The following is a 22,969-nucleotide window of genomic DNA, read 5'->3' on the forward strand; positions in this document are numbered from 1 at the left end:
AATCCGTCCGGTTCGTGATTGGCCGAAGATATGCCGTGCGGCGACAGATTACCCCTGCCGTACAGCGCCGCAATATCGCACTATTGCGACATGTAGGCCATTCGCGGCCATTTGTCCCTTTTTTCCGGGCGCGCGCAGGTCTAAGTGAGGGCAACAATTCCGGAGAGATCATGACATTCTGGGTTCTGCTTCTGCTCTTTGCGCTGTCGATCACCGCATTCCTGGCCTTTGGCCTGACCCGAACCCGCCGGCGACAGGAACATCCGGCGGCCTACGATTTGCGGGTCTACAAGGAACAGCTGGCCAGCGTTGATCGCGATCTGGCCCGCGGAGTGATCGCCAAAGCCGACGCCGAGCGGGTTCGGACCGAGATTTCGCGCCGTATCCTGGCCGCCGACGCGCAAATCCGTACCGGTGACGCGACGACCGGGCCGTCGACCACTGTTCGGTTAGCCGCCATCGGGTTCGTTGCCCTGGTTCTGATCGGCGGAGCGTTTGCTTTGTACCGCCAACTGGGCGCTGCCGGATACCCTGATCAGCCGCTTTCAGCGCGCATGGAGATGGCCGCCGAACTGCGTGAGAACAGACCCGGCCAGGAAGAGGCCGAGCAGATGGCCCCGCCCGTCGAAGCGCCTCAGCTTGAAGACAGCTATGCCAACCTTCTTAACCAGCTGCGCACGACCGTGGCCGACCGACCGGACGATCTTAAGGGTCACATTCTATTGGCGCAGCACGAAACCAACGCGGGCAATTTTCAGGCCGGTTATGAAGCCCAGCGCCGTGCAATCGAGTTGATGGGGGATGAGGCCCCGGCGGACGCCTATTCTAACCTGGCAGAAATGCTGATCCTGGCGGCAGGGGGCTATGTCTCGCCCGAAGCCGAAGCGGCCTTGCGTCAGGCACTGGAACGCGACCCGCAATCGGGACCGGCGCGCTATTACTGGGGACAGATGCTGCTGCAGATCGGACGGCCGGACCAGGCTTATCGCGTCTGGATGGACACGCTGCGCACTTCGCCGCCGGGCGCGCCTTGGGCCAACGCCATTCGCGCCCAGATCGACGAACTTGCCTGGCGCGCCGGCGTGTTCAACGCGCCCGAAATCGCAGCTGCTCCGGCGGGTCCGGGCCCCAGCCAGTCGGATATGGAAGCAGCGGCGGAAATGACTCCCGAGGAGCGTCAAGAGATGATCCGCGGCATGGTTGACGGATTGTCGGACCGGCTGGCGACCGAAGGTGGTTCTCCGCAGGAATGGGCTCGACTGATCTCGGCGCTTGGGGTGCTGGGAGAAACCGAGCAGGCCGCCGCGATCCGCGATGAAGCCGCGACCAAGTTTGCCGAAGACCCTACCGCGCTTGAACTGATCAACTCGGCCGCGCAGCAGGCTGGTCTGTCGCAATGATCCACGATGTGTTCGAGGATTTCGCAGCCGCACTGCCCCCGTTGCAGGCGCTGATGGGTCTGGACCTGGGCGAAAAGACGATCGGCGTGGCTGTTTCCGACCGCATGCGCGGCGTAGCCAGCCCACTTGAGACCGTGCGCCGCAAGAAATTCAAGCTAGACTCTGCCCGCCTTCTGGAAATCGCTGCCGACCGCGAGATCGGAGGGATCGTTCTTGGCCTGCCCATGAATATGGACGGATCCGAGGGTCCAAGGTGCCAATCGACCCGCGCGTTTGCCCGCAACCTGTCCCAACTGACCGACATCCCGATCGGGTTCTGGGACGAGCGTCTGAGCACAGTTGCGGCAGAAAAGGCACTTTTAGAGGCGGATACGACACGAAAACGTCGCGGACAGGTTATCGACCACGTCGCGGCGGGTTATATCCTGCAAGGAGCGCTGGACAGGCTGCGCTTTCTTTAACGAGCCCGGAGACCGGCGATGACGAACATGATTTGGAAAAGGAACGAGGTCGAAAGCCCCTGTGTCCAGATCTGCGTCGTGCATCCGACCGAGCGTATCTGTACGGGCTGCTATCGCACCATCGACGAAATCACGCGCTGGTCGAAAATGGACAGCTCGGAACGCGCCGAAATCATGAATGACCTGCCTGCCCGCAAGCCTCGCTTGGCCAAGAGACGGGGTGGTCGCGCGGCCCGTCTGGACAAATCCTGACAATCAAAGGGCTTTGTCGGTCTTCCGACCGTCTTCTTCATCTTTCGCAGAGTCTGCGCATGTCTTCACACCGGACCGTTTCCCGGCCTTCAATTCACTGCGGAACAAACGGGTGATTTCCGACTTGCTGGTCTGCGCGCGTCGAAGAGTAGAATCGTGGAAATCAACTTCGACAGCCGCACTGGTCATGGATTTTCTTTTCAAAAACTTGATCAGCCGCATACGAGCCTTCCTGAATAAATCTGCGTCGCTGCGGGCCGGTCGAGAGCTCGGGAAAAGGGGGATCGAGCCGTATGACTATGCGTGAGTGAGTGGCGGCCCGCAGCGACGATTTGCGCATACCGGAGTCAGGCTTTTGAGAAAGGGGGAAAACCTGCCGTCGCGCTTCAATTTTTTTACCAATTAGACAAATTAGCCGGAGAGACTCAACAGTTACAATGCTTTCGCGCCCCGCGGCTGGGCGAAAAGGACGTGACGTAACAAGTTGGACCGGCCCGCGACAGCGTCAGGTGTCAATCCAGGATTTACCCCCGGACGCGCAGCGCGGCCCAATCATTCGGGCCGCGCGCCACCGTCATCCGGCAGCCAGCCACGCTTTGGCGTTTTCAATCTCTTCGGACGGAAAAAACTGGGTACGTGTACCCAGAATGTGGCCACCCACGCGCTGCGCGATGTTCTGCCATGCCTTGTCGCCGACGATGGCTGCCCGATCCAGCATTCCCACGTGACCGCGGGCCAGACGGAAATGCGCGGCCAGAGCGGTCAGCCCTTGCCAGCCATCGAACTCCCTCAGATCGATCAGCAACCGGAACGCATCCCTGTCACCCAGGATGGCATCCAAATCGGCTTCGGCCTTTTCGTATTCTTCGGGGTCCAGCTTACCCATAAGGCTGACCTGCACGCATGGCCCGCCCAAATCCACAATGTGGATCGCGCCCAGGGATTCACGGATCCAGCGGCGCGCTTCTTCCAGCTCGGCCAGCTCGAACACCTGCACCGGACAGGGCATCAGCGGCGCAGCCAGGCGCACGCTGGTCTGGACCCAGCCCTTGTCTGCGACGACCGCGGCGCGATCGAACCCGCGCCAATGGCTTAGGCCCAGCTTGGTATCTTCCCAAGCAGCGCCCAGATCATAGCCTTTGAACTCGGGGCCGACGATAACCAGCAGGCGGACGGCGTCATGTTCCGCCAGCGCAGCCTCGATTGCGGGAACCAGAGTGTTTGTGTAATCGGCGCTTGTAACTTCGCCGGACAATTCGATTTCGATCAATGCACCGTCGGAATTCTTGTGGACCGTAATCATTTTGAGCCTCCAAAGCCAAAGAATGGCAGAAGGTTACGGGGATTCGATCCATTCGGCCACACCGCCCGGCAGCTCGGGCCGGAAATAGGCAATCATCCGTCCGTCCGGCCCCGCCGTTGCCCCTGCCCCCCAAGGCGCGACCCCATGCAGGCAATGGCGATGCAACACGTAGGTTTCGCCGGGCGAAGCCGACACTTCGATACGCGGGCAGGTTTCGAACACTTCGCGACGAGCAGCCTGATAGGCCTCGGTGATATCGGTCTGCGCCCACTGAGCGCGAGGAACACCGGCCAACGCAGCCCGGAATGCCGCGCCCATGATCCTGTGGCTGCCATCCCAAACGACCAGAGGCGCAGCATCTGCGCTCGCCTGTGTCAGTGGGATACCCAGGACCCATGCGTGAGGTTCGTCGATCTTGCGCCGACGGTCCGGGCCGCCGGGTTTCAGGCCATCCACATGCGCCGCGTCGCGCTTGGCCCGGTATCGGGCCGCCGCCTCGTTCTCGCCCCTGCGCGGGCGCGGATAGCCGGGATAGACGACCGAGACCTGCCCCTTGTGCAATTCGATCGAACCATAGTGTTCAACCAGAAACGCGACAGCCTGCCCGCTCAACGGAGCTGAGGCGACGACACGCCCTGCCCCGTCATTGGGCAGAGCATCGACGCCGATGAACCAGGTGCCTTCGCAATCCAACCACTGCCGGTGGGCTGGGTCACTGGCGGCCTGCTGCGCCAGTGGTAGGGCGTGGGCCACCCAGTCTGCTATGGGCTGGTCGTAGGGGAATACTTCCCAACTCCGCGACCAGAAATGCCTTACCACCCTACTGCCTTGCTCAGCATATTCAGGGCCACCAGCGTGAGGAACACGGCAAACACCCGTTTGAGCGGCTTGGGGTCCATCGCATGGGCCAGTTTCACCCCCCAGGGCGCGGTGATCATCGTCATCGCAACAACCACACCAAAGGCCACAAGATTGACGGCGCCGATTGTCAGCGGCGGACGGTGTTCAGCTGCGATCGGCAGAAACAGAAAGCCCAGTACCGAGGGTACGGCGATGATCACGCCAAACCCCGCGGCCGTCGCAACGGCCCGATGGATCGGTGTGTTGTAGAGGCTCATCAGAGGCACCCCAAAGCTGCCGCCGCCAATTCCCATCAGCACCGACAGAAACCCGACCAACGGCGAAATCACCAACCGCTTCAGCCCGCCGGGCATGGCATCACCCAATCGCCATTCGGACTTGCCAAGTCCCAGATAAGCGCCAATCACCATTCCAAGGATACCGAACAGCGCCTGCAACGCTTCCGTGCGCAGGGCCGAGGCGACCAGCACGCCAACAATCGCACCGACTGCGATACCCGGACCCCAACCGCGTAGAATATCCCAATCGACGGCGCCTTTCTTGTTGTGACTCAGCACCGAACGAACCGAAGTCACGATGATCGTGGCAAGTGACGTCGCAAGACACAGCTGCATCAGCTGCGGACCACCATATCCCAGCGTTTGAAAAGCGTAGAAGAAGGCCGGCACAAGAACGATCCCGCCACCGACTCCCAAAAGGCCAGCCAAAACACCGGCCAGCGCGCCGATCACAAGCAAAAGACCCAGCATCTGGGCCAGCAACATCGTATCGGGCATCCGTCCCCCTTGGTCCCCGGCCCTCGGGCCGTCTTAAACTACCTGCGCCGCCTTGGCATCCGGTGCCACGCGGGACAGCGCGTCCAGAACCACCTCGGGTCCGGCATGGTCTTTGACCGCGCCTTCGGACAAAGCGCGCCTCCAACCACGAGCGCCCGGGCGTCCTGCGAACAATCCCAGCATATGTCGGGTGATCTGGTGCAACCGCCCCCCGCTGGCAAGATGCCGATCGATATAGGGCAGCATTTTCATCACGACTTCAACCGGATCCGCCTTTTGCCCCGACCCGTAGATCAGCGGGTCGGCATCGGCCAGAATATCGGTTGGCTGATGATAAGCAGCCCGGCCGATCATCACTCCGTCCAGTCCGGCGTCCAGATGCACCTGGGCTTCGGCCAGTGTCGTGATGCCTCCGTTGATCGAGATGTGGAGATCCCGAAAACCGGCCTTCATCCGGTGAACCAGATCGTAGTCCAGCGGCGGTATGTCCCTGTTTTCTTTGGGGCTAAGCCCCTGAAGCCACGCTTTGCGGGCGTGTATCGTCACGCGCCGACAGCCGGCGGCACGAATCCGATCCAGAAAATCGGGCAATACGGCCTCGGGGTTTTGGTCATCCACGCCGATCCGACATTTGACCGTGACATCGACATCAACAGCTTCCCGCATGGCGGCCACGCAATCGGCGACCCGGCCCGCCTCTTTCATCAAGACGGCCCCAAACGTTCCTGATTGAACCCGATCCGACGGGCAGCCGCAGTTCAGGTTGATTTCGTCATATCCGGCCTCAGCCCCCAATGCGGCCGCCTGAGCCAGCTCCCGCGGGTCAGAACCACCCAATTGCAGAGCAACGGGATGTTCCTCGGGGTTATGGTCCAGAAGATGCAGCGCGCCACCCCGTACCAGAGCAGGGGCCGTCACCATTTCCGTGTACAAAAGCGTTTCAGCACTGAGCAAACGGTGCAGATACCGACAGTGCCGATCGGTCCAATCCATCATCGGCGCAACCGACAAGCGCGCAGCGCGAGTGGCTTCGCTGCGATCAGCAAGTGCCCGAGATTGAGACCCCGCCATCAGTGCACGTTCCTTCTTGTGGCCCAGACAAAAGTGCGGCGCCCGGCCAAGCCGGGTCCGCGCTAGGCGTCTACCACTGTTTGACGCCGGAATTCCACCGTCGGATTGCTAGGCCCGGACGTCCTTTGGAGATTGTTCCGAGCGCTCGGCAAAACTGCCGCGCGTCCGGTTGGCGAAAGCCACCAGCGACAGCATCACCGGCACCTCGACCAGAACACCCGCCACCGTGGCCAGAGCCGCCCCCGAATTCAGGCCGAACAGGCTGATGGCGACGGCCACCGCCAGTTCAAAGAAGTTCGACGTGCCGATCAGTGCGCAGGGCGCTGCGATCCGGTGAGGTACGCGCAGGGCAAAAGCTGCCGCATAAGCCACCGCAAAGATCCCGTAGGACTGGATCAGGATCGGCACGGCGATCAGCGCTATAACCATCGGGCGGTCCAGGATCACCTGCCCCTGCAGGCCGAACAGGATGACGACGGTCGCGATCAGGCCAACAACGCCCCATGGTTTGATCCGGTCGCGGAACGCCTCGATCCGCTCGGCCGAGCCCAGCCGGTTGCGCGTCCAGACACCTGCCGCCAGGGGCAGCGCCACGAACAGGACAACCGACAGGACCAGCGTCTGCCACGGAACCGAAATGTCGGTCACACCCAGCAGGAAGGCCACGATCGGGGCGAAGGCAAAGACCATGACGATGTCATTCACCGACACCTGCAGCAGGGTATAGTTCTCGTCCCCCTTGGTCAGATGCGACCAGACGAACACCATTGCCGTGCAGGGCGCCGCACCCAGCAGGATCAGCCCCGCGATATATTGCTGGGCATCGGCGGGCGCGATCAGGTCGGCGAAGACGTATTCGAAGAACAGCACGCCCAGCGCCGCCATGGTAAAGGGTTTGATCAGCCAGTTGACCACCAGCGTGATCGCCAGCCCCTTGGGCTGTTTTACCACGTCGCGCAGGCTGCTTGGGTCCACCCCCACCATCATCGGATAGACCATGGCCCAGATCAGCACCGCCACCACCAGGTTGACATTGGCCACCTCGGTCGCCGCGATGGCCTGGACCAAACCCGGCGCGAATGAGCCGATGGCGATCCCGGCGGCCATTGCCAGCGCGATCCACAGGGACAGATACCGTTCAAATACGCTCATGCAGAGATCTCCGAAGTTGTGTGGGGCTGCAAGCGCCCCGCAGCCAAGGCGGAAAGCGCGACCATGGCGGCCGCCGTCCCGAGCATCAAGGGCAACCCGCCCCATTGATAGGTCAGGCCGGACAGCAGCGTGCCCACCAGCCGCCCGCCCGCATTGGCCATGTAGTAGAAGCCCACATCCATCGTCACCCGTTCGGCCTGGGTGAAGGCCAGGATCAGATAGGAATGCAGCGAGGAATTCACCGCAAAGACCGCGCCAAAGGCCAGCAGGCCACCTACCAGCGTCAGCGTCAGCCAGGGCGCCGGACCAGAGGACATCAGCGCGGCCACCGTCAGGACGGCCGGCACGCAGGCCAGCCCCCAGGCCCAACTGCGCGCCGCCGCGACCAGGTCGGCCTCATCCCGCGACCCTGCCCGCAGCAGGCGCGGGGCCGCAGCCTGAACGATGCCGTACAGAATGATCCACAAGGCCATGAACCCGCCGATCAGAAAAAAGGCCGAGCGGTTGCCCGCTTCGCTGCCATCCGACAGCACGGCGTAGAAATAGATCGGGATACCGACGACGAACCAGACGTCGCGCGCCCCGAACAGGAAGACCCGCGCCGCGGACAGCCAGTTCACATTGGCCGATTTTGAGAAGACCTCGGAAAACTTCGCGCCCTTGCGGCCCTTGGGCAGCCCCGGCGGCATCGCCAGCAGCACGGCCACCAGGATCAGGAACAAAACCCCCGCCATACCCAGCACGGCACCCGTGAAGCCGAACCCGGCCAACAAGGCCGCCCCCAGCAGGAAGCCCAGCCCCTTGACCGCGTTCTTCGACCCGGTCAGCACCGCGACCCAGCGGAACAGCCCGCCGCCTTCGGTGGGGGCCAACAGCTTGACCGCCGATTTCGATGACATCTTGGTCAGGTCCTTGGCCACCCCGCTGGCGCCCTGCACGACCATCACGAAGGCGACGGACGCACCGATGGCCCAGCCCGGATCCAACTGCGCCAGCGCCAGCAAGGCCAGCACCTGTATCGTCAGCCCCGCATACAGGGTCGCGGTCAGCCCGAACCGCGCGGCGATCCACCCGGCGGCCAGATTGGTGACCATCCCGGCGATCTCGTACAGCACGAACAGATAGGCCAGCTGAACCGGTGAAAAGCCCAGCGTGTGAAAATGCAGCAGCACCAGCATCCGCAGGGCGCCGTCGGTCAGCATGAAGGCCCAATAGGCAGCCGTGACGGCCATATAGGCCGACAACCCGTCCGGACGCTGGGAAGCGCTTGTCAAAGCGATGCCCCGACCATCATCGCGACATCCACCAGACGGTGCGCGTAGCCCATCTCGTTGTCGTACCAAGCATAGACCTTTACCTGCGTTCCGTTCACCACCATGGTCGACGGTGCATCCACGATGCTGGACCGGGTGTCATTGGTATAGTCGGTCGAGACCAGAGGACGCTCCTCATAGCCCAGAATGCCGGCCAGAGGCCCCTCGGCCGCGTCCTTGAACAGGGCGTTCACCTCTTCGGCCGTCGTTTCACGTTCAACCTCGAACACGCAATCGGTCAGCGAGGCATTCAGCAGCGGCACCCGCACCGCATGCCCGTTCAGCCGCCCCGTCAACTCGGGATAGATCAGGGTGATCGCCGTGGCGCTGCCGGTGGTCGTGGGGATCAGCGAGTTCAGCGCCGAGCGCGCACGGCGCAGATCCTTGGCCGGACGGTCCACGATCGTCTGCGTGTTGGTCACGTCATGAATCGTGGTGATCGAGCCGTGCCGGATGCCCAGGCTCTCGTGGATGACCTTGACCACCGGGGCCAGGCAGTTCGTGGTGCAACTGGCCGCGGTCACGATGCGGTGGCGGGCCGGGTCATAGGTGCCTTCGTTCACGCCAAAGACGATATTGGCCGCATCGCCATCCTTGACCGGAGCCGAGACCACCACCTTTTTCACACCGGCGTCAAAGTAAAGGGCCAGCTTTGCATCGGTCTTGAAGACCCCGGTGCAGTCGATGACGACGTCGACGCCCTCAAGCGGCAGATCCGACAGGTTGCGGGTTCCGATGAAGGGCAACCGCACGCCGTCGATGGTGACCGAGTTTTCATCATGACTGAAATCGGCGGCCCAGCGGCCATGCACGGTGTCGAACTCCAGCAGATGCGCGTGCATCGCGGGGTCCCCAACCGCATCATTGATCCAGGCGATCTGCGCCCCTTTCTCAAGCAGGGGTTTCAAGGCCAGCTTGCCGATGCGGCCAAGGCCGTTGAGAGCATAAACGGTCATGCGGTTTCTCCGGTATGGATCTGGCCGATGTCATCCACGGCCTTCTGAAGGGACATGCGGTCAAGGGTTTCGAACGGCAGCGACGAAAAGGTCAGGATCCGGTTGCGCAACGCGCTGTAGGCCTGCTGGAAGGCAAGGCTTTTTTGGGCCTCTGTCCCCTCAGCCTTCACCGGATCGGGCATACCCCAATGCGCGCTGACCGGCTGCCCGGGCCAGGCGGGGCAATCTTCGTTCGCAGCCTGATTGCATACGGTGAACACGAAATCGAACTTCGGCGCGCCCGGGGCCTGGAACTCGCCTACATTCTTGGCGCGCAGGTCCGAGATGTCGTGCCCATTCTGCCGCAGCACGTCAAGCGCCGCTGGGTTCAACTGGGACCGCGGACGTGTACCGGCGGAAAACACGTTGAACCGTTCGCCGCCAAGCTGCTTCAACAGGGCTTCGGCGAAAATCGAGCGCGCGGAATTCCCGGTGCAAATGAACAAAACGTTGTAGGTACGCGGGGCCTTGGCCGCTGGCACGTCAACGCCGTTGAGCGGACTAGGCGCGCAGAGTTCCGGACGCCCACGGCAGCAATCCAGCAGAAGGTAATCGAACGTCTGCCGCACGGCGTCCATGGCCACCGAGTAGCGCAAGGACGTCCCGACCCTTTCCTGCGTCACAAGGCCGGCCTGCATCAGCGCGTTTACGTAGTTGGACAGCGTATTCGGCTTGAGGTCCAACGCCATGGCAATCTCGGTCGCGGGTATGCGATCGGGATACCGGCGCATCAACAGCCGGAAAACGGCCAGCCGAGACGGATGACCCAAGGTGGACAGGCGGTCGGGAATCACTTTTTCCATAATTCATGGATATTCGAATTATAGACGAAATCAAGTGCCCGTTTTTGGCGCGTTTAAACCCCAGGCAAGATTTTACGATTGGCCAAAAAGATGCCCCTCGCCCAAAACGGAACGACGGGTGAATTGATATTGAAGAAAATGGTGCGGCCGAGATGCATTGAAGACTTGAACACGCATATTTCTGACCGTTTCAGGTTGTCTCGAAAATTCGACTAACCCACTGCAAAACATAAATATGTGGTTTCCATTCGCTTCAGGATGGTTCACTGTGTCTCACAGTAGAAGGTGGACCAAAGGGTGGACCAATGCCAGCAATCAACAAGCTATCATCATTGCAGGTAAAGAATGCCCAACCCGGCAAATACTCGGACGGCGGGGGCCTCTGGTTGCACAAAAAAGACGGTGATGGCGGCAAGTGGTTCCTTCGAGTTCATGTCCACGGGCGTCGTCGAGAGATGGGTTTAGGGGCTTTGTCTGCCGTCTCTCTGAAAGAGGCACGCGAAGAGGCTGAGAAGTGGAGAGCCGTAGCCCGTCAGGGAAAAGACCCAATCAAAGAACGGGAACGGATGCGCCGGGAAGCCGCTAAAGCTGACCACACACTAACGGTAGTGGCGAAGGAAGCCTTTGCGGCGCGTCAGGCTGAATTAAAGGACGACGGCAAGGCTGGGCGCTGGTTCTCACCGCTTCGGCTTCACGTCCTCCCCAAACTTGGCAATGTGCCGATTGAAGAGATTGATCAACAGGACATAAAAAACACCCTCGCTCCTATCTGGCATTCCAAAGGTGAGACCGCGAAGAAAGCGATGGACCGTTTGGGCATCGTTTTCCGGCACGGTGCAGCCATGGGGCTTGATGTGGACCTGCAAGCTACGATGAAGGCGAAAGCCCTGCTTGGTAAATCCCGGCAAGTGCGCAAGCACATACCGTCGATGCCATGGGGAGAAGTTCCTGCATTCTATGAAAGCCTTGATGACGGATCGGTCACACATCTCGCATTTCGGTTACTAATCCTCACTGCGGTACGGTCCAAGCCGCTACGGTTCATTCATCTGGACGAACTGCACGACGGCACTTGGATAATACCGGCAGATAAGATGAAGACCGGCAAAGAGTTTCATGTGCCCCTTTCGAAGGAAGCCCAGCGCATCATTGAGCAAGCAACGGCGTTCGAAAAGGAAGGCTACTTGTTTCCCAATGTCAAAAAGGGGGTCATCTCCGACGCCACTATGTCCCGCCTAATGGAGCGTCAGGAATTAGAGGCACGGCCCCACGGGTTCCGGTCCAGTTTCCGGACATGGTGCGCAGAGGCTACAGACACGCCCCGCGAAGTCGCTGAAATGGCGCTTGCCCACGAGACCGGTAGCAAGGTGGAACGCACCTACCGCAGAACGGACTTCCTTGAACAACGCCGTGTTCTTATGGAGCGCTGGGCGCAGCATGTGACCGGACTGAGAGCGGACATTGTTAAACTGGTGGCGCAATGACCAAAGAACAACTATTCGACTACCGCAAGCTCCGCGAAGTCGAAGATCAACTCAGACAGACGATTAGTGGTGTATTCTTAGAAGAAAGGGGTGCCTTATCCGAAGAGAAGAGTGCACTAAAACCGGTCAAGAATTTTAGGGACTTAGCACTAGGAGGCACCCAGCCAAGAGATTGGCCTGCGGATGAACAAGGTCGAACTGCGATCAGCTTTATAGAAACCATACAGCGCGGCGTGCTGTTTTATTGCATGGAAGACCTGCTATGGCCGAACGGACGAAACAACTCGCCTAACAGGGACGTTTATTGGGGTTCTTTGTTGCGAAAAGATCGCTACATCCGCTGCGGCGAAAGAGGTACGCTGGGTCTGGACCAAGCTCTTAGATCGCGGCGGCATCCGGGGAGGCAACCCATTGCACTCAGAACATACAGTGACGCCCTCAAGTATTACAAAGCCGGTATAATCGCCGATCAATTGTTTCCATTCGTCAATGAGCGCTGGGCAGTTCGGTGGATGCCGTCAAATCCAAACAGCATTGTAGCTACAATTCTAAAACCCGTACTGCATAGTAACCTTTATCTATTCGGTAAATCAGCCTCTAGAATTGCAGCGGCATGTGAACCGGAAATCCGGTATGTTGTCGGGACAAAGATGGTGGGAGATCGGGAGCGAGACATGTATGCCCCACCGACTAAAGCTTACGATCATGCATTCCGACGGCAACTGGATAGGCTGCGTGCTGAATGGCTACTCAACCCGCCTCCAAACGCGTGTCAGCCAACCGACAAGTGGATACGAGAGCGTCTTGGAGTTTGGGAAGGCGACGACCCCGAACGTGAAAGGGGTTCAGCAGATAACCATGTTGTAAGGAATTACAAAAGCGCGTTCGACCAACGTGTTTTCGAGTGACTTCCTGATCAAATATGACTGATCTATTGTATCCTTCTAGTGCCTTTGCATTTTGGATAATTCGAACACCCGAGAAATTGACTACCAGATTTGCGGTTTGTGCGCTTCGCCATCGCTGATCCACATCTTGGGCATTTAGCCAACATTGTTCCTTGCTGCCCGGATAACGACTGAACATGATTCACATGATCCCGGCGGGTCTTGCGGTTGGTTTCGACAGCACCATCTGAAAGCTTTTTCACCAGCGCCGGGACTTCGTCCTCGCTAAACAGTAATTGGTCGAAGCTCTTTATGTATCTTACTAGTTCACGGACACTCCATACGACGTTCGAAGGCATCGGCGTTCGCGCGCGCGCCGAACCAACGAAAGCGACAACGTTATGTATCTTGCGCTGAGGTACGCCTAAAAGTTCCTGAACAGCTTTCACGTGTTTAAAATTCTGATGCGTTGGGTTTTGCATCTTAAACTTCTTTCGGCGAAAGGTTTGTGTCCACGTTCTTTGGTCGGCGCTGCCGAAAATCCAACCAGACATATTCTTTGTTTCGACAACGAAGATGCCATGTATAGAAACAACGACATGATCAATTTGAGTGGTGCCACCCCGAACCGGTAGCGTCAGATCGTTGAGTAATGTGTAGTCAGCCGCGCCTAGACGAGATCGAAGTGCGGACCTAACCCAGAACTCACCCGATGCACCTTTGAACCACGCAGAACGAAAGAACCAAAGCCCCAGCAAAATGAGGCATAAAAATCCCAAATACGCTATGTCGTTTAGGGTGTTGTAGTTCATCTGCCTTGGCCACCGCGGTCCAGTCTACGGACACTTGTATGCGTCACCAGAAACGAATGTCCCATCATCGCTAGTTGAAGTCTGCGTTAGAACAAACGCGTTTCCACCCAGAGCTCCGACGGCGTTGCGCATCTTATTTTGTGCACTACGCGCGTCCATGGTTGTATCCAACCCGAAAAGCTCTGTCCCACTGACCGGACCCAAGAACTGGCAGTTTTGAACGGTTTCGGGTGAAAGCTGCCTAACTTGCTGGCCTTGTGAAGTAAGTTCAGTGCTGCAAGCCGCTACCCACACGAAGCAAGCAATTACCCCAAATCCACGCATTTTAACCTCCTAATATCTCAAACTGATAGGAAGCATGTTCATCGTGAACATTGAAGCGATGCCCACCCGAAAAAATTCTAGTGTGCTGGTCTAGCCACGAGGTGCAAAGTCAATCTTCTAGGGTTCAACAAAAACTTTTTTTTCGCGCATCTTGGGTGGAACCATCCTGATACCTCTGAACCCAGACACACCAACGGTTCACAGGATGTATCATGCAAACTCACAAAAAATTCTACAGCACCAATCAGGTGCTTGAAGTCTGTCCTTTCAGCAAAAGTACGCTTCATCGGATGATCGAAGATGGCCGGTGGCCGAGGCCGATCAAGATTGGATCGCGGTCTTACTGGCTCGAAGATGAAGTTTCAGCCGCAATGCAAGCGTTCGCGGATGCTCGCGGCTAACTCAATTTCAACCCACAATATCGGAGATAATCATGTCATCAAAAAAAGATGCACCCGGGTTCAGTTCCCTGAAACACAATTGGGGCTTGGCAAGTCGCGCAAGTGACAAACCGGAAAACCCCAAACCTGAAACAACCAAGATCACCGCCCAACGCAACGCGGCAGCGGCGTTCGGTGTCAGCCCTGATCGCGCTGGGCGGGAAAAGAAAAGTACTCAAAGAGATCAGCGCAGCGAACGTAGGAAAAGCATCGAAAGCCGTCTCGGTATCTCACTGGGTGATAAGCCCGCGTCCAAGAGCAGTTCCGGCAACATCACCCGCGCGTTCGGCGGCACGAATACTAACGAAGGGGGTATGTAAGATGGAGCCTAAGTTCAAAGCCAAGTTAGTGCGTGGACGGCAATACAGTAAATTCGTGCCGGACGGGGCACAGGGAGACTTTATCGTGTTCAAGCATGGTGTTGCTGTGACCATCTCCGCAGAAACCAAGCACCACCTCGAACAATACGCTGTTGATCCGGTCCAAACCACATTCAGCACAGGCGAGGTGGAAGAGAATTACGAGTGCAAATTCGCGTTCGAAGAATTGGACGAAAGCCCCTGAGTTATTGAACCCGGGTGCAATTCCGCCCGAACCCTACCTGTCAGATCAACCCAACTTGAATGGAAAACCCATGCCTAAAAACATGCCTTATGATCCTGCTGAAACCGAGCAGAAAAACCACGCGCTCCAAACGCTACTAGCGGAATACCTCGTTCGTCTCGACGGCCTGCGCGAAACGATCCAAGGCGACCTTGATAACCCGGAAGATGCATTCCCCGCAGAGATGCATTTAGAGTTTGGAGAGAAACTGGTCCTTGCCCACTCTGCCGGGAATGTCTTTTTGCACCATCTGAGACAGGTTTCAGCGGCAGGCCAAGTCGCCCGCTGAATGCCAAGCGCAAATCCCATGGAACCGAAGAATTTGAACCCGGGTGCAAACAACCATGCCTGATCCTTATGAAACGCATACCGCCCAGCGCATGGCGATAATGAACCCGGGTTCAATGCACGAAATGGACCGCAAATGGTCCCGAGAAATTGGCTGGGCATCTGAGGTCTATCGTGAACGGGCTAACGCTATCCATTCCGCCACTACTTCCGGGAAACGCCTTCAACCTGTTGCCCGCGATTTTCTCAGGTCACCCCATGCCAAACTCGTCTCTGCATACAAAGCGCTGGGCGGCAGTGCGGACCCGGATCAGGTTAGAGCATTGAGCATGCAAGTGAATGCTTGGGCGACCGACTATCCGCCGATCAGATGGTATCCGAAGACCAAACCCGACGGGTCTTCGCGTCCTATCTGCATGTTGCCACCGGCATTGAAGGCTGCGCACTACTTAATCCGGGAAGTGATCAGCCAACAGACCGTGCCCAACGGCAAGCTGTTCGGCATCCCCGGGGCAAGCCGTGATGACCTCGCCAGACAACTCAAACAGCTTCAGAATTCCGGGTACGTCTACCTAGCCAAGACCGACGTGATTGACTGCTATCAGAGCATCAACCCGGACGCCCTGTATTCCCTACCATTGCCACAGGAGGTGACCCGCCGAGCACTCGATACTAGAAGCCTATGCTTTTCAGTGACCCACCATCCCGACAATGCTTCGCAGGCTAAACAGGATTTTGGTTCTTCTGGGAGTATATATGAGATTGACCACAATGTAAGCGGGCCAAAGGGCCTTATGCAAGGCTCCCCGGCCTCCGGTGTTGTTCTCGCGCATCTGCTTATCGGATTGCCAGATCGCGCTGATACAAAGGTTATGATCTGCTTTGACAACATCGTCATTGCTGCTCGTACCCCTGCTGGAACTCGGGCGATGGCAGATACCTTGACCGCTCATCTTGAACGGTGTCCTGCTGGTCCGCTTGCGATGTGTGAACCCGAATACGCCGACGATACGCCTTTGGATTTCCTCGGCTATCGGTTCGATCCCAACCGGAATGACATTGGCATTGCTGACGACGCGCGTTCCCGGCTGGAAGAGCGACTTGGCATCGCAGAGCAGATGGATATGGCGCGGCTACACGCGCTTCTAGGGACCTATGCAGACGCTGCTGCTGACCCAAACCAAATAACGCCTGCAAGCCCGCTCCTAGACGCGCCTCCGATAAACACATGGCGTGTCCTGCGTGACTGGCGTGCAGGCTTCCCCGCCGTACGATCAGACGGGCCAGACTTCTCGCATTATCTGCGAACCTCTGCCGACGCGAACGTTGACCACCCTGCGTTTAGCCACCTTCACGAAAACCTCTTTGCAGAACCCGGTACGAGGGAGAATGACGCCATCCGCGCCATTCTCAAAAGACATCTCAAACAGGCCGAACTAAACACCAACCCCATTAGGAAAACAGACCAATGAATATTGCCACAGTCGTTTTTATCCTTGTCACGATCCTCTATCTGGTGATCGGACGCGCGACATACCAGAAAATCATCTTACCTAGTCGAAAACGCGATGCGCTGGGCGGTGACGTGGACGCGATGGTGTGCGTCCTCCACGAACAAGAAAAGTCGCTAGTCCACTACCTGACTTATGGGGGTTGGTTGCTGTTCTATCCGGCGTTTTTCGCATTGGGTTGGATCATCGCCCGGTTGGACATCGACATTTGAACCCGGGTGCAATTCTGAACTGCAATGCCGGTTAACGCCGCAAATAACCCCCAAAGTCCGAAAGGCATCAAAATGACCGAGCAGCCCTGCCCAACGCCCGAGCAAACCCAACTTGACGCCGAAAATGTCCGTTCACCTGCCGCAATGATCCGGCAATCTGGTCGCCTACGCTCTGAGCAACAATGGGAAATTGTCAGGCAACTGCTGCACCCGATGATGATGCAGAACTATTCCGGCCAAGCCATTGCCGATGCGTTCGGAATTTCCGTTGATACCGCATATAGATGGAAGCGGAGACTGTTGGATGACCTGCGCAAGGAAGCGGTATCCATGCAGCCACGAGACTTCGTGATGGAAAGCGTGTCCTCTTTCCGGCAAGTGCGTGCCGAAGCATGGGCCGGTTATCAAGCAGCAAGCGACGCCAAAGAAAAACGCGCCTTCTTGAACACTGTGACAAACGCCGAAGCGCAGTTCGCCAGAATGGGAGAACGCATCGGATTGTATGGGCGTCCCGGCCAAAACCCGATGGATGCCAATGCCTACGGCGAAGTGCGCGACGGTGAGCAAAGCGACATGATGCTGGTCCGTGAACTCCAAATCCGGCTGGTCGAACTGCTTTCGGTCTCTGACAGTCAGGCAGAGGTTGCCGAAGATGCTGAGCCGGAACGCTACGACGAATTGCTATCAGAAATACGATCTGATCACGGCACAACAGGACCTACATTAGGACCGCGAGTAGACTTACCCCCCCGCAGGCGGCGGAGCGCATTACCAGCGTCTTCTTGATCCGCCAAGAAGCGAAAATTGAAGCTGGGTAAGTATTCACCCTAACGCGAAAAGTGCACCCGGGAATTTCGATTTTCTAGGTTCGTTCAGAAGCGACGTGCTCCCAAACAGCCGCCCCAAACGTAAGAACTGTGCAAATCGCCCATATCATGATCAAAGCACCTCCCGGCGCCCCTCCATAGGACACTGGGCCGTAGCGAGTTTCGAACTCAAAATACCATGTGGCTGGCACAATCAAAAAAAGCCCGGAACTAACACAAGCTGTGAACAGGCGGCGGAACATAAAACCACGATCAAACATCCTGAATACAAATCGTAATAACACAACCGTTACGAACGCCAGAGTTCCGGCCCAAACTATCGACACGCCTATTTCCAGCCAAACGATTAAGAAAACTGCCACAAAAGTCGCAATGAGGATGTTGTTTGTAGTGAGCAAATCCCTTTGGCTAACACTCTTTTCCGGCTTTCCGTCACGCAGCCATGACCAAACCATAAACTCGATGGCCGACTTGGCGTGCTCGTTTTCGATTACATCAAGTCGATGCCGAAGCACCTCAAACTGTTGGAGACCGTCTAGAACTTTGACTTCTTCGTAGATTTTTTCCGATTGCGCGAACCACCCCGCGCGGGTCTGTTCACTCGGCACCAACAACCTCGGAGACGTAAACGGCTTCAACATTACGGAAACGATCTATGTCGACCATCTCACCAGTACTTTCGTCCAGCATTTCCTCCGGGACATCCAGAGGGCTTTTGAAAGTAGCCAAGGATGCTTTCGTCCATGGCGATATCACACGGTATACGACGTTTAAATTTCCCTCCGATACGCGCTTTGCCAATGCGCGCAACAACTCCGCATCGTTTGGAGCGCCAACAAGGTCTTTGATCCTGTTCAACGTAAGCTCCCGGTACGTCGAAGCATTGCGGAGTTTGTCGACTTCAAGATCGAGTCGATTCTCCCAACCTGCAATGCGACGTTTGCCGAACATCATTCCTCGCTGTTCACCTTGAGAATTGCAATTAACACTGCGTCAAATTCCTGCCGAGACAATCCCGCAGTAAAAATAATTTCGTTTATATCTTCGGAGAGGATTGCATTGATCTTTTTAATTTCGCCGAATTGGTAGGAGACACGAACCCTCTCACAGTAGGCTTCAGGATCGCCTACTGTAAACTGCTTGATCACTTCCGTCATCACATCCGATTCAAGAATTCCCCCCTGATCTGCTTGTGATGTGGATTGTATCCTGTCTCCACGGTCATTCTTGTGCTGAGTTTCATATAACTCAAAGTTCTCCGCGACCTCCTTTTTCTTCTGAAGGTCCGAGAACGAGTTTTTGGCGTTCGACAGACTTAATTCGCCTATCCTAGTTGGATTGATCAGCCCTTCCAATTGGCTCAGTACAGAGGCTGCAAATCCGGGGTAAGAAATCGGAGGTTCACTCCTTGGATTAAGGCGGACCTCCAAAAGGCCACTCGTGTGCAACTTCAATACGTCAACGGCTCGGAACGGGACGCGATCTGATACGTACACCTGCCTTCCGTCATACTCCGTCAAAACGCCCCTCTTTCGCCGGTACTCTGTCCGCGCGATTTTAATAATCAGGGCATCTGTATCCTCGCCGTCTCCTATTCTGACCTCCGCGACAACCGGATGTTCAGGAAACGCAGCAAACACATATTCACCGACCTCCGGGAAACCCTTGCCCTTGGCCCAAGCGGCGACGGTTTGCGGCTCTATGGCTTGTTTCAACTCGTCAATATTGCTTACGTCATAGTGAAAAAGCCTGACATGTTTACTGCCATGTTCTTCAGCCTCACGGATCAATCCGATTAACTCATCAACGGTGACTGAACCGTTTGCCAAGACAGGTTCGACCCTTGTCTCAATCATTGATTTCCAGCTTGATGCCGAATGCGGTAATTTTTTAGACCGCAAAAAAGCTCTCACCGCATCCAGTGTTGCCTGACTTTCCAGAACTTCAAAAAGTACATCTTGGCTAATCAAGCCCTCGAAAACTTCATTCTTCATACTATGTCCACTTGTCGCCGCAGGGATGGAATCAACCCTTGGGAGCCAGAAATCTACATATTGTGCATCAAGCATCACACAGCCACCACGAGAATTCAACGCACGTTACGTCGCATCTGGACTTAGTACAGTCCGACAAGAAAATCAGTGTTTCTCAATGGAAATAACACACTATGAATGTAGTTGCCCGACATCAAAGACAATCGCCCATAGTGGTTACCAACGATTAACTTCAAGCAACCGAAAGAAGGTGGTCTAAAGGGTGGTCTGAGAAACTTGGCAAGCACCTAAGACACTATAATTATACATTTTTCTTTGATTTATTGGTGCGGCCGAGAAGACTCGAACTTCCACGGGTGTTACCCCACAGCGACCTCAACGCTGCGCGTCTACCAATTCCGCCACGGCCGCACTGCCTGTGACTTGGTAGGCGGCGTATAGACGCTTGGCAAAAGGATGTGAAGAGGCAAAAGCAACCGCATTGGAATTCCCGGCCCGCAACCATATCTGTGGGGTCATGAAACCCGATGCCACATCGCAGCAGGAGCACACGATGCCCACATCCGATCCCCGCCCCGTCATCCAAGTCGACATCGTATCCGATGTCGTATGCCCGTGGTGCATCGTAGGGTTTCGCCAGCTTGATCTGGCGCTGGAGCAGGAGAACGTGCTGGCGCAGCTCCGGTGGCACCCGTTCGAGTTGAACCCCGCAATGGGGCTAGATGGCCAGAACCTGCGAGAGCACATCATGGAGAAGTACGGCTCGACCGCCGAGCAGAGCCAGCAAGCCCGAGACCGGCTGACCGCGCTGGGTGCGGATTTGGGTTTCACGTTCAATTTCAATGACGACAGCCGCATAGTGAACACCTTCACTGCACATCAACTTCTGGACTGGGCCGAAACGCAAGGCAGGCAACACCCTCTGAAGCTGGCCTTGTTCAAGGCCTATTTCACAGATCAGCGGGATGTTTCGAAAGTTGAGGTATTGCTGGATGCCGCTCAGACCGCCGGCCTCGACCCAGACGCCGCCCGCGCGGCATTGGAATCGGGCGCGCATGCAGGCCCGGTAAGGCAAAAGCAACAATTCTGGACCAGCCGAGGCATCACCGGAGTTCCGGCAATGGTTTTTGGCGGCAAGTACCTGCTGGCGGGTGCGCAGGGCACCGAGACCTACGCTCAGGTCCTGCAGCGATGCCGGGCCGAGGCCGCCTAACCTCTTTCGCTTGGACAGCAGGACGGCTATGAGGCGCGCATGGAATGGAAGATCACCGACGGACTGACCGACTATGACACCGCCGTCGCCTTCATGGAGGCGCGGGTGGCCGAGATTGCGGCCGGAACCGCGGACGAGTGCATCTGGTTCTTGGAGCATCCGCCGCTCTATACGGCCGGAACATCAGCCAAACCCCAAGACCTGACCGACCCGGATCGATTCCCGGTCTATGCCAGCAAGCGCGGGGGCGAATACACCTATCACGGACCTGGCCAGCGGGTCGTCTATGTCATGCTGGATGTCGGAAAGCGCGGCCATGATGTCCGCCGCTTTGTCAAACAGCTGGAAACCTGGGTGATCTCGGCACTGGCCGAGTTCAACGTCCACGGAGAAATCCGCGAAGGCCGTGTCGGTGTGTGGGTGCCGCGCAAGGACAAGCCGCTGACCGTCAGTGGCGAACCGGCCGAGGACAAGATCGCTGCGATCGGCATCCGCTTGCGGAAATGGATCAGCTTCCACGGCATCTCGATAAACGTGGAACCGGACCTGGAGCATTTTTCGGGCATCGTTCCCTGCGGCATCCGGGAGTTCGGCGTGACTTCGTTGGTGGATCTGGGATTGCCGGTGACAATGGCCGATGTCGATGTGGCTCTGCGCAAAACCTTTACTGAGCCTTTTGGCCCCGAGGTGGCCTGACCCCTTCGCGTCGACCATGTTCTCGAATCGCAGAATCTGACCCTGCGGAACGACAATCCTCGATGCAGGGTTCTTCTGTTTCTCAATATGGTCGCAAATTTCCGAAGATTGCCGCGAATTGCCTTAAAATTTAGGGAATCTCCTTCTTCCTTCCACACAACAGCCGCAGTTTGAGGTATCATGAATATACCGTTCAAGAGTGAGTGGTATGTTAACCGGTGATCGCGGCCAGCCCGCGAAAATCGATCAAGTGTTTGGTTACGAGTCTGCCGTTCCGACCCCATATCGGAACGGCAATTCTCGTTTTTGGGGCCTCAGTTTTCGCCTAATTGGTTCGTGGCATGGCCGAACCGCATGGTCTGTGGGCAGGCCCGACCGGCCATTTCCACCTCAAGCGTCAGGTGGCCGATCCCAAAACTGTCGCGCATTGCTTGTTTCACCAGACCGCGCACCTCTTCAGCCTGCGACCAGGCGCAATCTTCGACCACCAGATGCGCGGTAAGAGCCGCCTGGTTTTCCTGCATGCTCCACAAGTGGACATGGTGAACTTCGCGCACGCCGTCCGTTGCCTCAATGGCCGAGGCGACCTCCTCGGGGTCCAGATCGGGCGGCGCGCCAAGCATGAGAACACGGATCGTTTCTCCGATCTCGCTTTGGACATGCCACAGGATGTAGAGCGAAATCAGAATGGTGACGGCCGGGTCGACCCAGGTCCAGTTGAAAAGGATCACAGCCACCCCGGCCACGATCACTGCAACCGATCCCAGCGCGTCAGCAACGTTGTGCAGAAAAGCCGCGCGGATATTCATGCTGGTTTTGGCCATGCTATAGGTCAAAAGCGCGGTGATCAGATCTACCACCAACGCCAGCATCGCTATCCAGACCACAAGCCAGCCGTCAATCGGCTCGGGCTGAAAGAACCGGGTCACCCCTTCGTACATCAGGTACACGGCGATGACGATCAGTGTGGTATAGTTGACCAGCGCCGCGACCACTTCGGCCCGACCGTATCCGAAGCTCATGCGCGGGTCGGCTGGGCGCCGGGCAATCTTGCGGGCAAAGAACGCGATGATCAGGGCAATTGCATCGGAAAAATTGTGCAGCGCGTCAGCGATGAGCGCCAGCGACCCCGAAAAGATCCCGCCGACCACTTGTGCCAGCGTCAAAAACATGTTGACCGCAATGGCCCATGCCACCCGCGCGTCTCCGGCATCGGCGTCGATTTGGGCGTGGTGTTTGTGTCCGGCGTGGGAATGATCATGCGCCATGATGTCGTGTCCTTGTCTGGGTC

General features: G+C 57.4%; 29 protein-coding genes and 1 tRNA gene. 14 read left to right on the forward strand and 16 right to left on the reverse strand.

Annotated features, from left to right (window positions below; translation table 11 throughout):
• The first annotated feature begins 170 nt into the window (after positions 1-170).
• Genes ccmI through ACR0IR_RS08185 form a run of 3 tightly spaced genes read left to right on the forward strand, consistent with a single transcriptional unit; the run spans position 171 to position 2,113 of the window.
• Positions 171-1,400 carry a c-type cytochrome biogenesis protein CcmI gene (gene ccmI / locus ACR0IR_RS08175; protein WP_480779049.1) on the forward strand — a complete coding sequence of 410 codons (1,230 nt, stop codon included), beginning with the start codon at positions 171-173 and terminating at the stop codon, positions 1,398-1,400.
• The gene (gene ruvX / locus ACR0IR_RS08180; RefSeq protein ID WP_170358658.1) at positions 1,397-1,861 is read left to right on the forward strand and encodes a Holliday junction resolvase RuvX; all 465 of its coding nucleotides are present in this window, start codon (positions 1,397-1,399) and stop codon (positions 1,859-1,861) included. Before ccmI ends, ruvX begins: the two co-directional genes overlap by 4 nt.
• Positions 1,862-1,879: 18 nt before the next feature.
• Positions 1,880-2,113 carry a DUF1289 domain-containing protein gene (locus tag ACR0IR_RS08185; RefSeq protein ID WP_170337967.1) on the forward strand — a complete coding sequence of 78 codons (234 nt, stop codon included), beginning with the start codon at positions 1,880-1,882 and terminating at the stop codon, positions 2,111-2,113.
• A 3-nt stretch (positions 2,114-2,116) separates the two neighbouring features.
• Here the strand turns inward: ACR0IR_RS08185 and ACR0IR_RS08190 are convergent, their stop codons facing one another.
• From ACR0IR_RS08190 to ACR0IR_RS08230, 9 genes are all read right to left on the reverse strand, one after another.
• A complete protein-coding gene (locus ACR0IR_RS08190) occupies positions 2,117-2,335 on the reverse strand; it encodes a hypothetical protein (protein WP_170370704.1) in 219 nt (72 codons plus the stop codon).
• Positions 2,336-2,687: 352 nt separating this feature from the next.
• Positions 2,688-3,416 carry a SpoIIAA family protein gene (locus ACR0IR_RS08195; protein ID WP_170363182.1) on the reverse strand — a complete coding sequence of 243 codons (729 nt, stop codon included), beginning with the start codon at positions 3,414-3,416 and terminating at the stop codon, positions 2,688-2,690.
• A 33-nt stretch (positions 3,417-3,449) separates the two neighbouring features.
• The gene (locus ACR0IR_RS08200; protein WP_170363181.1) at positions 3,450-4,235 is read right to left on the reverse strand and encodes a hypothetical protein; all 786 of its coding nucleotides are present in this window, start codon (positions 4,233-4,235) and stop codon (positions 3,450-3,452) included.
• Positions 4,229-5,053, reverse strand: coding sequence for a sulfite exporter TauE/SafE family protein (locus ACR0IR_RS08205; RefSeq protein WP_170363180.1), 825 nt, complete (start codon positions 5,051-5,053; stop codon positions 4,229-4,231). The genes ACR0IR_RS08200 and ACR0IR_RS08205 overlap by 7 nt, the downstream gene beginning before the upstream one ends.
• 33 nt (positions 5,054-5,086) lie before the next feature.
• Positions 5,087-6,124 carry a tRNA dihydrouridine(20/20a) synthase DusA gene (dusA, locus tag ACR0IR_RS08210; RefSeq protein WP_170363179.1) on the reverse strand — a complete coding sequence of 346 codons (1,038 nt, stop codon included), beginning with the start codon at positions 6,122-6,124 and terminating at the stop codon, positions 5,087-5,089.
• A gap of 108 nt (positions 6,125-6,232) precedes the next feature.
• Positions 6,233-7,276, reverse strand: a complete 1,044-nt coding sequence (gene arsB / locus ACR0IR_RS08215; protein ID WP_170363178.1) for an ACR3 family arsenite efflux transporter — start codon at positions 7,274-7,276, stop codon at positions 6,233-6,235.
• A complete protein-coding gene (gene arsJ / locus ACR0IR_RS08220; protein ID WP_480779106.1) occupies positions 7,273-8,508 on the reverse strand; it encodes an organoarsenical effux MFS transporter ArsJ in 1,236 nt (411 codons plus the stop codon). Before arsJ ends, arsB begins: the two co-directional genes overlap by 4 nt.
• 38 nt (positions 8,509-8,546) lie before the next feature.
• Positions 8,547-9,545: an ArsJ-associated glyceraldehyde-3-phosphate dehydrogenase gene (locus tag ACR0IR_RS08225; RefSeq protein WP_480779050.1), complete on the reverse strand. Its 999-nt coding sequence runs from the start codon at positions 9,543-9,545 to the stop codon at positions 8,547-8,549.
• Positions 9,542-10,387 carry an arsenate reductase/protein-tyrosine-phosphatase family protein gene (locus ACR0IR_RS08230; protein ID WP_480779051.1) on the reverse strand — a complete coding sequence of 282 codons (846 nt, stop codon included), beginning with the start codon at positions 10,385-10,387 and terminating at the stop codon, positions 9,542-9,544. The genes ACR0IR_RS08225 and ACR0IR_RS08230 overlap by 4 nt, the downstream gene beginning before the upstream one ends.
• Before the next feature lie 305 nt (positions 10,388-10,692).
• Here ACR0IR_RS08230 and ACR0IR_RS08235 point away from each other — a divergent pair, with 305 nt between their 5' ends.
• Both ACR0IR_RS08235 and ACR0IR_RS08240 read left to right on the forward strand, forming a co-directional pair.
• On the forward strand, positions 10,693-11,871 hold the full coding sequence (locus ACR0IR_RS08235; protein WP_170363175.1) for a tyrosine-type recombinase/integrase: 1,179 nt from the start codon (positions 10,693-10,695) through the stop codon (positions 11,869-11,871).
• Positions 11,868-12,779 carry a hypothetical protein gene (locus tag ACR0IR_RS08240; RefSeq protein ID WP_170363174.1) on the forward strand — a complete coding sequence of 304 codons (912 nt, stop codon included), beginning with the start codon at positions 11,868-11,870 and terminating at the stop codon, positions 12,777-12,779. Before ACR0IR_RS08235 ends, ACR0IR_RS08240 begins: the two co-directional genes overlap by 4 nt.
• 23 nt (positions 12,780-12,802) lie before the next feature.
• On the opposite strand, the gene ACR0IR_RS08245 is transcribed toward ACR0IR_RS08240, so the two are convergent.
• Positions 12,803-13,570, reverse strand: coding sequence for a nuclease-related domain-containing protein (locus tag ACR0IR_RS08245; protein ID WP_170363858.1), 768 nt, complete (start codon positions 13,568-13,570; stop codon positions 12,803-12,805).
• A gap of 24 nt (positions 13,571-13,594) precedes the next feature.
• The gene (locus tag ACR0IR_RS08250; protein ID WP_170363173.1) at positions 13,595-13,894 is read right to left on the reverse strand and encodes a DUF4156 domain-containing protein; all 300 of its coding nucleotides are present in this window, start codon (positions 13,892-13,894) and stop codon (positions 13,595-13,597) included.
• A gap of 212 nt (positions 13,895-14,106) precedes the next feature.
• Here ACR0IR_RS08250 and ACR0IR_RS08255 point away from each other — a divergent pair, with 212 nt between their 5' ends.
• The 7 genes from ACR0IR_RS08255 (at position 14,107) to ACR0IR_RS08285 (ending at position 17,734) form a co-directional block, all read left to right on the forward strand.
• A complete protein-coding gene (locus tag ACR0IR_RS08255) occupies positions 14,107-14,295 on the forward strand; it encodes a helix-turn-helix transcriptional regulator (protein WP_170363172.1) in 189 nt (62 codons plus the stop codon).
• Positions 14,296-14,327: 32 nt separating this feature from the next.
• On the forward strand, positions 14,328-14,654 hold the full coding sequence (locus tag ACR0IR_RS08260) for a hypothetical protein (protein WP_170363171.1): 327 nt from the start codon (positions 14,328-14,330) through the stop codon (positions 14,652-14,654).
• A 1-nt stretch (position 14,655) separates the two neighbouring features.
• Positions 14,656-14,898 carry a hypothetical protein gene (locus ACR0IR_RS08265; RefSeq protein WP_170363170.1) on the forward strand — a complete coding sequence of 81 codons (243 nt, stop codon included), beginning with the start codon at positions 14,656-14,658 and terminating at the stop codon, positions 14,896-14,898.
• A 70-nt stretch (positions 14,899-14,968) separates the two neighbouring features.
• Complete coding sequence (locus ACR0IR_RS08270; protein ID WP_170363169.1) at positions 14,969-15,226, forward strand: hypothetical protein; 258 nt, start codon at positions 14,969-14,971, stop codon at positions 15,224-15,226.
• A 43-nt stretch (positions 15,227-15,269) separates the two neighbouring features.
• A complete protein-coding gene (locus ACR0IR_RS08275; RefSeq protein WP_170363168.1) occupies positions 15,270-16,697 on the forward strand; it encodes a hypothetical protein in 1,428 nt (475 codons plus the stop codon).
• Positions 16,694-16,948 carry a hypothetical protein gene (locus ACR0IR_RS08280; RefSeq protein ID WP_170363167.1) on the forward strand — a complete coding sequence of 85 codons (255 nt, stop codon included), beginning with the start codon at positions 16,694-16,696 and terminating at the stop codon, positions 16,946-16,948. Before ACR0IR_RS08275 ends, ACR0IR_RS08280 begins: the two co-directional genes overlap by 4 nt.
• Before the next feature lie 72 nt (positions 16,949-17,020).
• The gene (locus ACR0IR_RS08285; protein ID WP_170363166.1) at positions 17,021-17,734 is read left to right on the forward strand and encodes a helix-turn-helix domain-containing protein; all 714 of its coding nucleotides are present in this window, start codon (positions 17,021-17,023) and stop codon (positions 17,732-17,734) included.
• A gap of 76 nt (positions 17,735-17,810) precedes the next feature.
• Here the strand turns inward: ACR0IR_RS08285 and ACR0IR_RS08290 are convergent, their stop codons facing one another.
• The 4 genes from ACR0IR_RS08290 to ACR0IR_RS08305 form a co-directional block, all read right to left on the reverse strand.
• Positions 17,811-18,383 carry a hypothetical protein gene (locus ACR0IR_RS08290; protein ID WP_170363165.1) on the reverse strand — a complete coding sequence of 191 codons (573 nt, stop codon included), beginning with the start codon at positions 18,381-18,383 and terminating at the stop codon, positions 17,811-17,813.
• Entirely contained in the window at positions 18,373-18,729 is a 357-nt protein-coding gene (locus tag ACR0IR_RS08295; RefSeq protein ID WP_217357063.1) for a hypothetical protein, read from the reverse strand. Before ACR0IR_RS08295 ends, ACR0IR_RS08290 begins: the two co-directional genes overlap by 11 nt.
• Positions 18,726-19,844 (reverse strand): hypothetical protein, encoded by a 1,119-nt coding sequence (locus tag ACR0IR_RS08300; RefSeq protein ID WP_170363163.1) that lies wholly within the window; start codon positions 19,842-19,844, stop codon positions 18,726-18,728. Before ACR0IR_RS08300 ends, ACR0IR_RS08295 begins: the two co-directional genes overlap by 4 nt.
• Before the next feature lie 249 nt (positions 19,845-20,093).
• Positions 20,094-20,180, reverse strand: a tRNA-Leu gene (locus ACR0IR_RS08305).
• A gap of 142 nt (positions 20,181-20,322) precedes the next feature.
• Here ACR0IR_RS08305 and ACR0IR_RS08310 point away from each other — a divergent pair.
• Together ACR0IR_RS08310 and lipB are read left to right on the forward strand one after the other, a co-directional pair.
• Positions 20,323-20,982 carry a DsbA family oxidoreductase gene (locus tag ACR0IR_RS08310; RefSeq protein WP_480779052.1) on the forward strand — a complete coding sequence of 220 codons (660 nt, stop codon included), beginning with the start codon at positions 20,323-20,325 and terminating at the stop codon, positions 20,980-20,982.
• Between the two features lie 39 nt (positions 20,983-21,021).
• Complete coding sequence (lipB, locus tag ACR0IR_RS08315; protein WP_480779053.1) at positions 21,022-21,678, forward strand: lipoyl(octanoyl) transferase LipB; 657 nt, start codon at positions 21,022-21,024, stop codon at positions 21,676-21,678.
• Between the two features lie 314 nt (positions 21,679-21,992).
• On the opposite strand, the gene ACR0IR_RS08320 is transcribed toward lipB, so the two are convergent.
• A complete protein-coding gene (locus ACR0IR_RS08320; RefSeq protein ID WP_480779054.1) occupies positions 21,993-22,946 on the reverse strand; it encodes a cation diffusion facilitator family transporter in 954 nt (317 codons plus the stop codon).
• Positions 22,947-22,969 lie beyond the last annotated feature (23 nt).

The sequence above is a fragment of the Ruegeria sp. CF2 genome, from assembly GCF_056537385.1.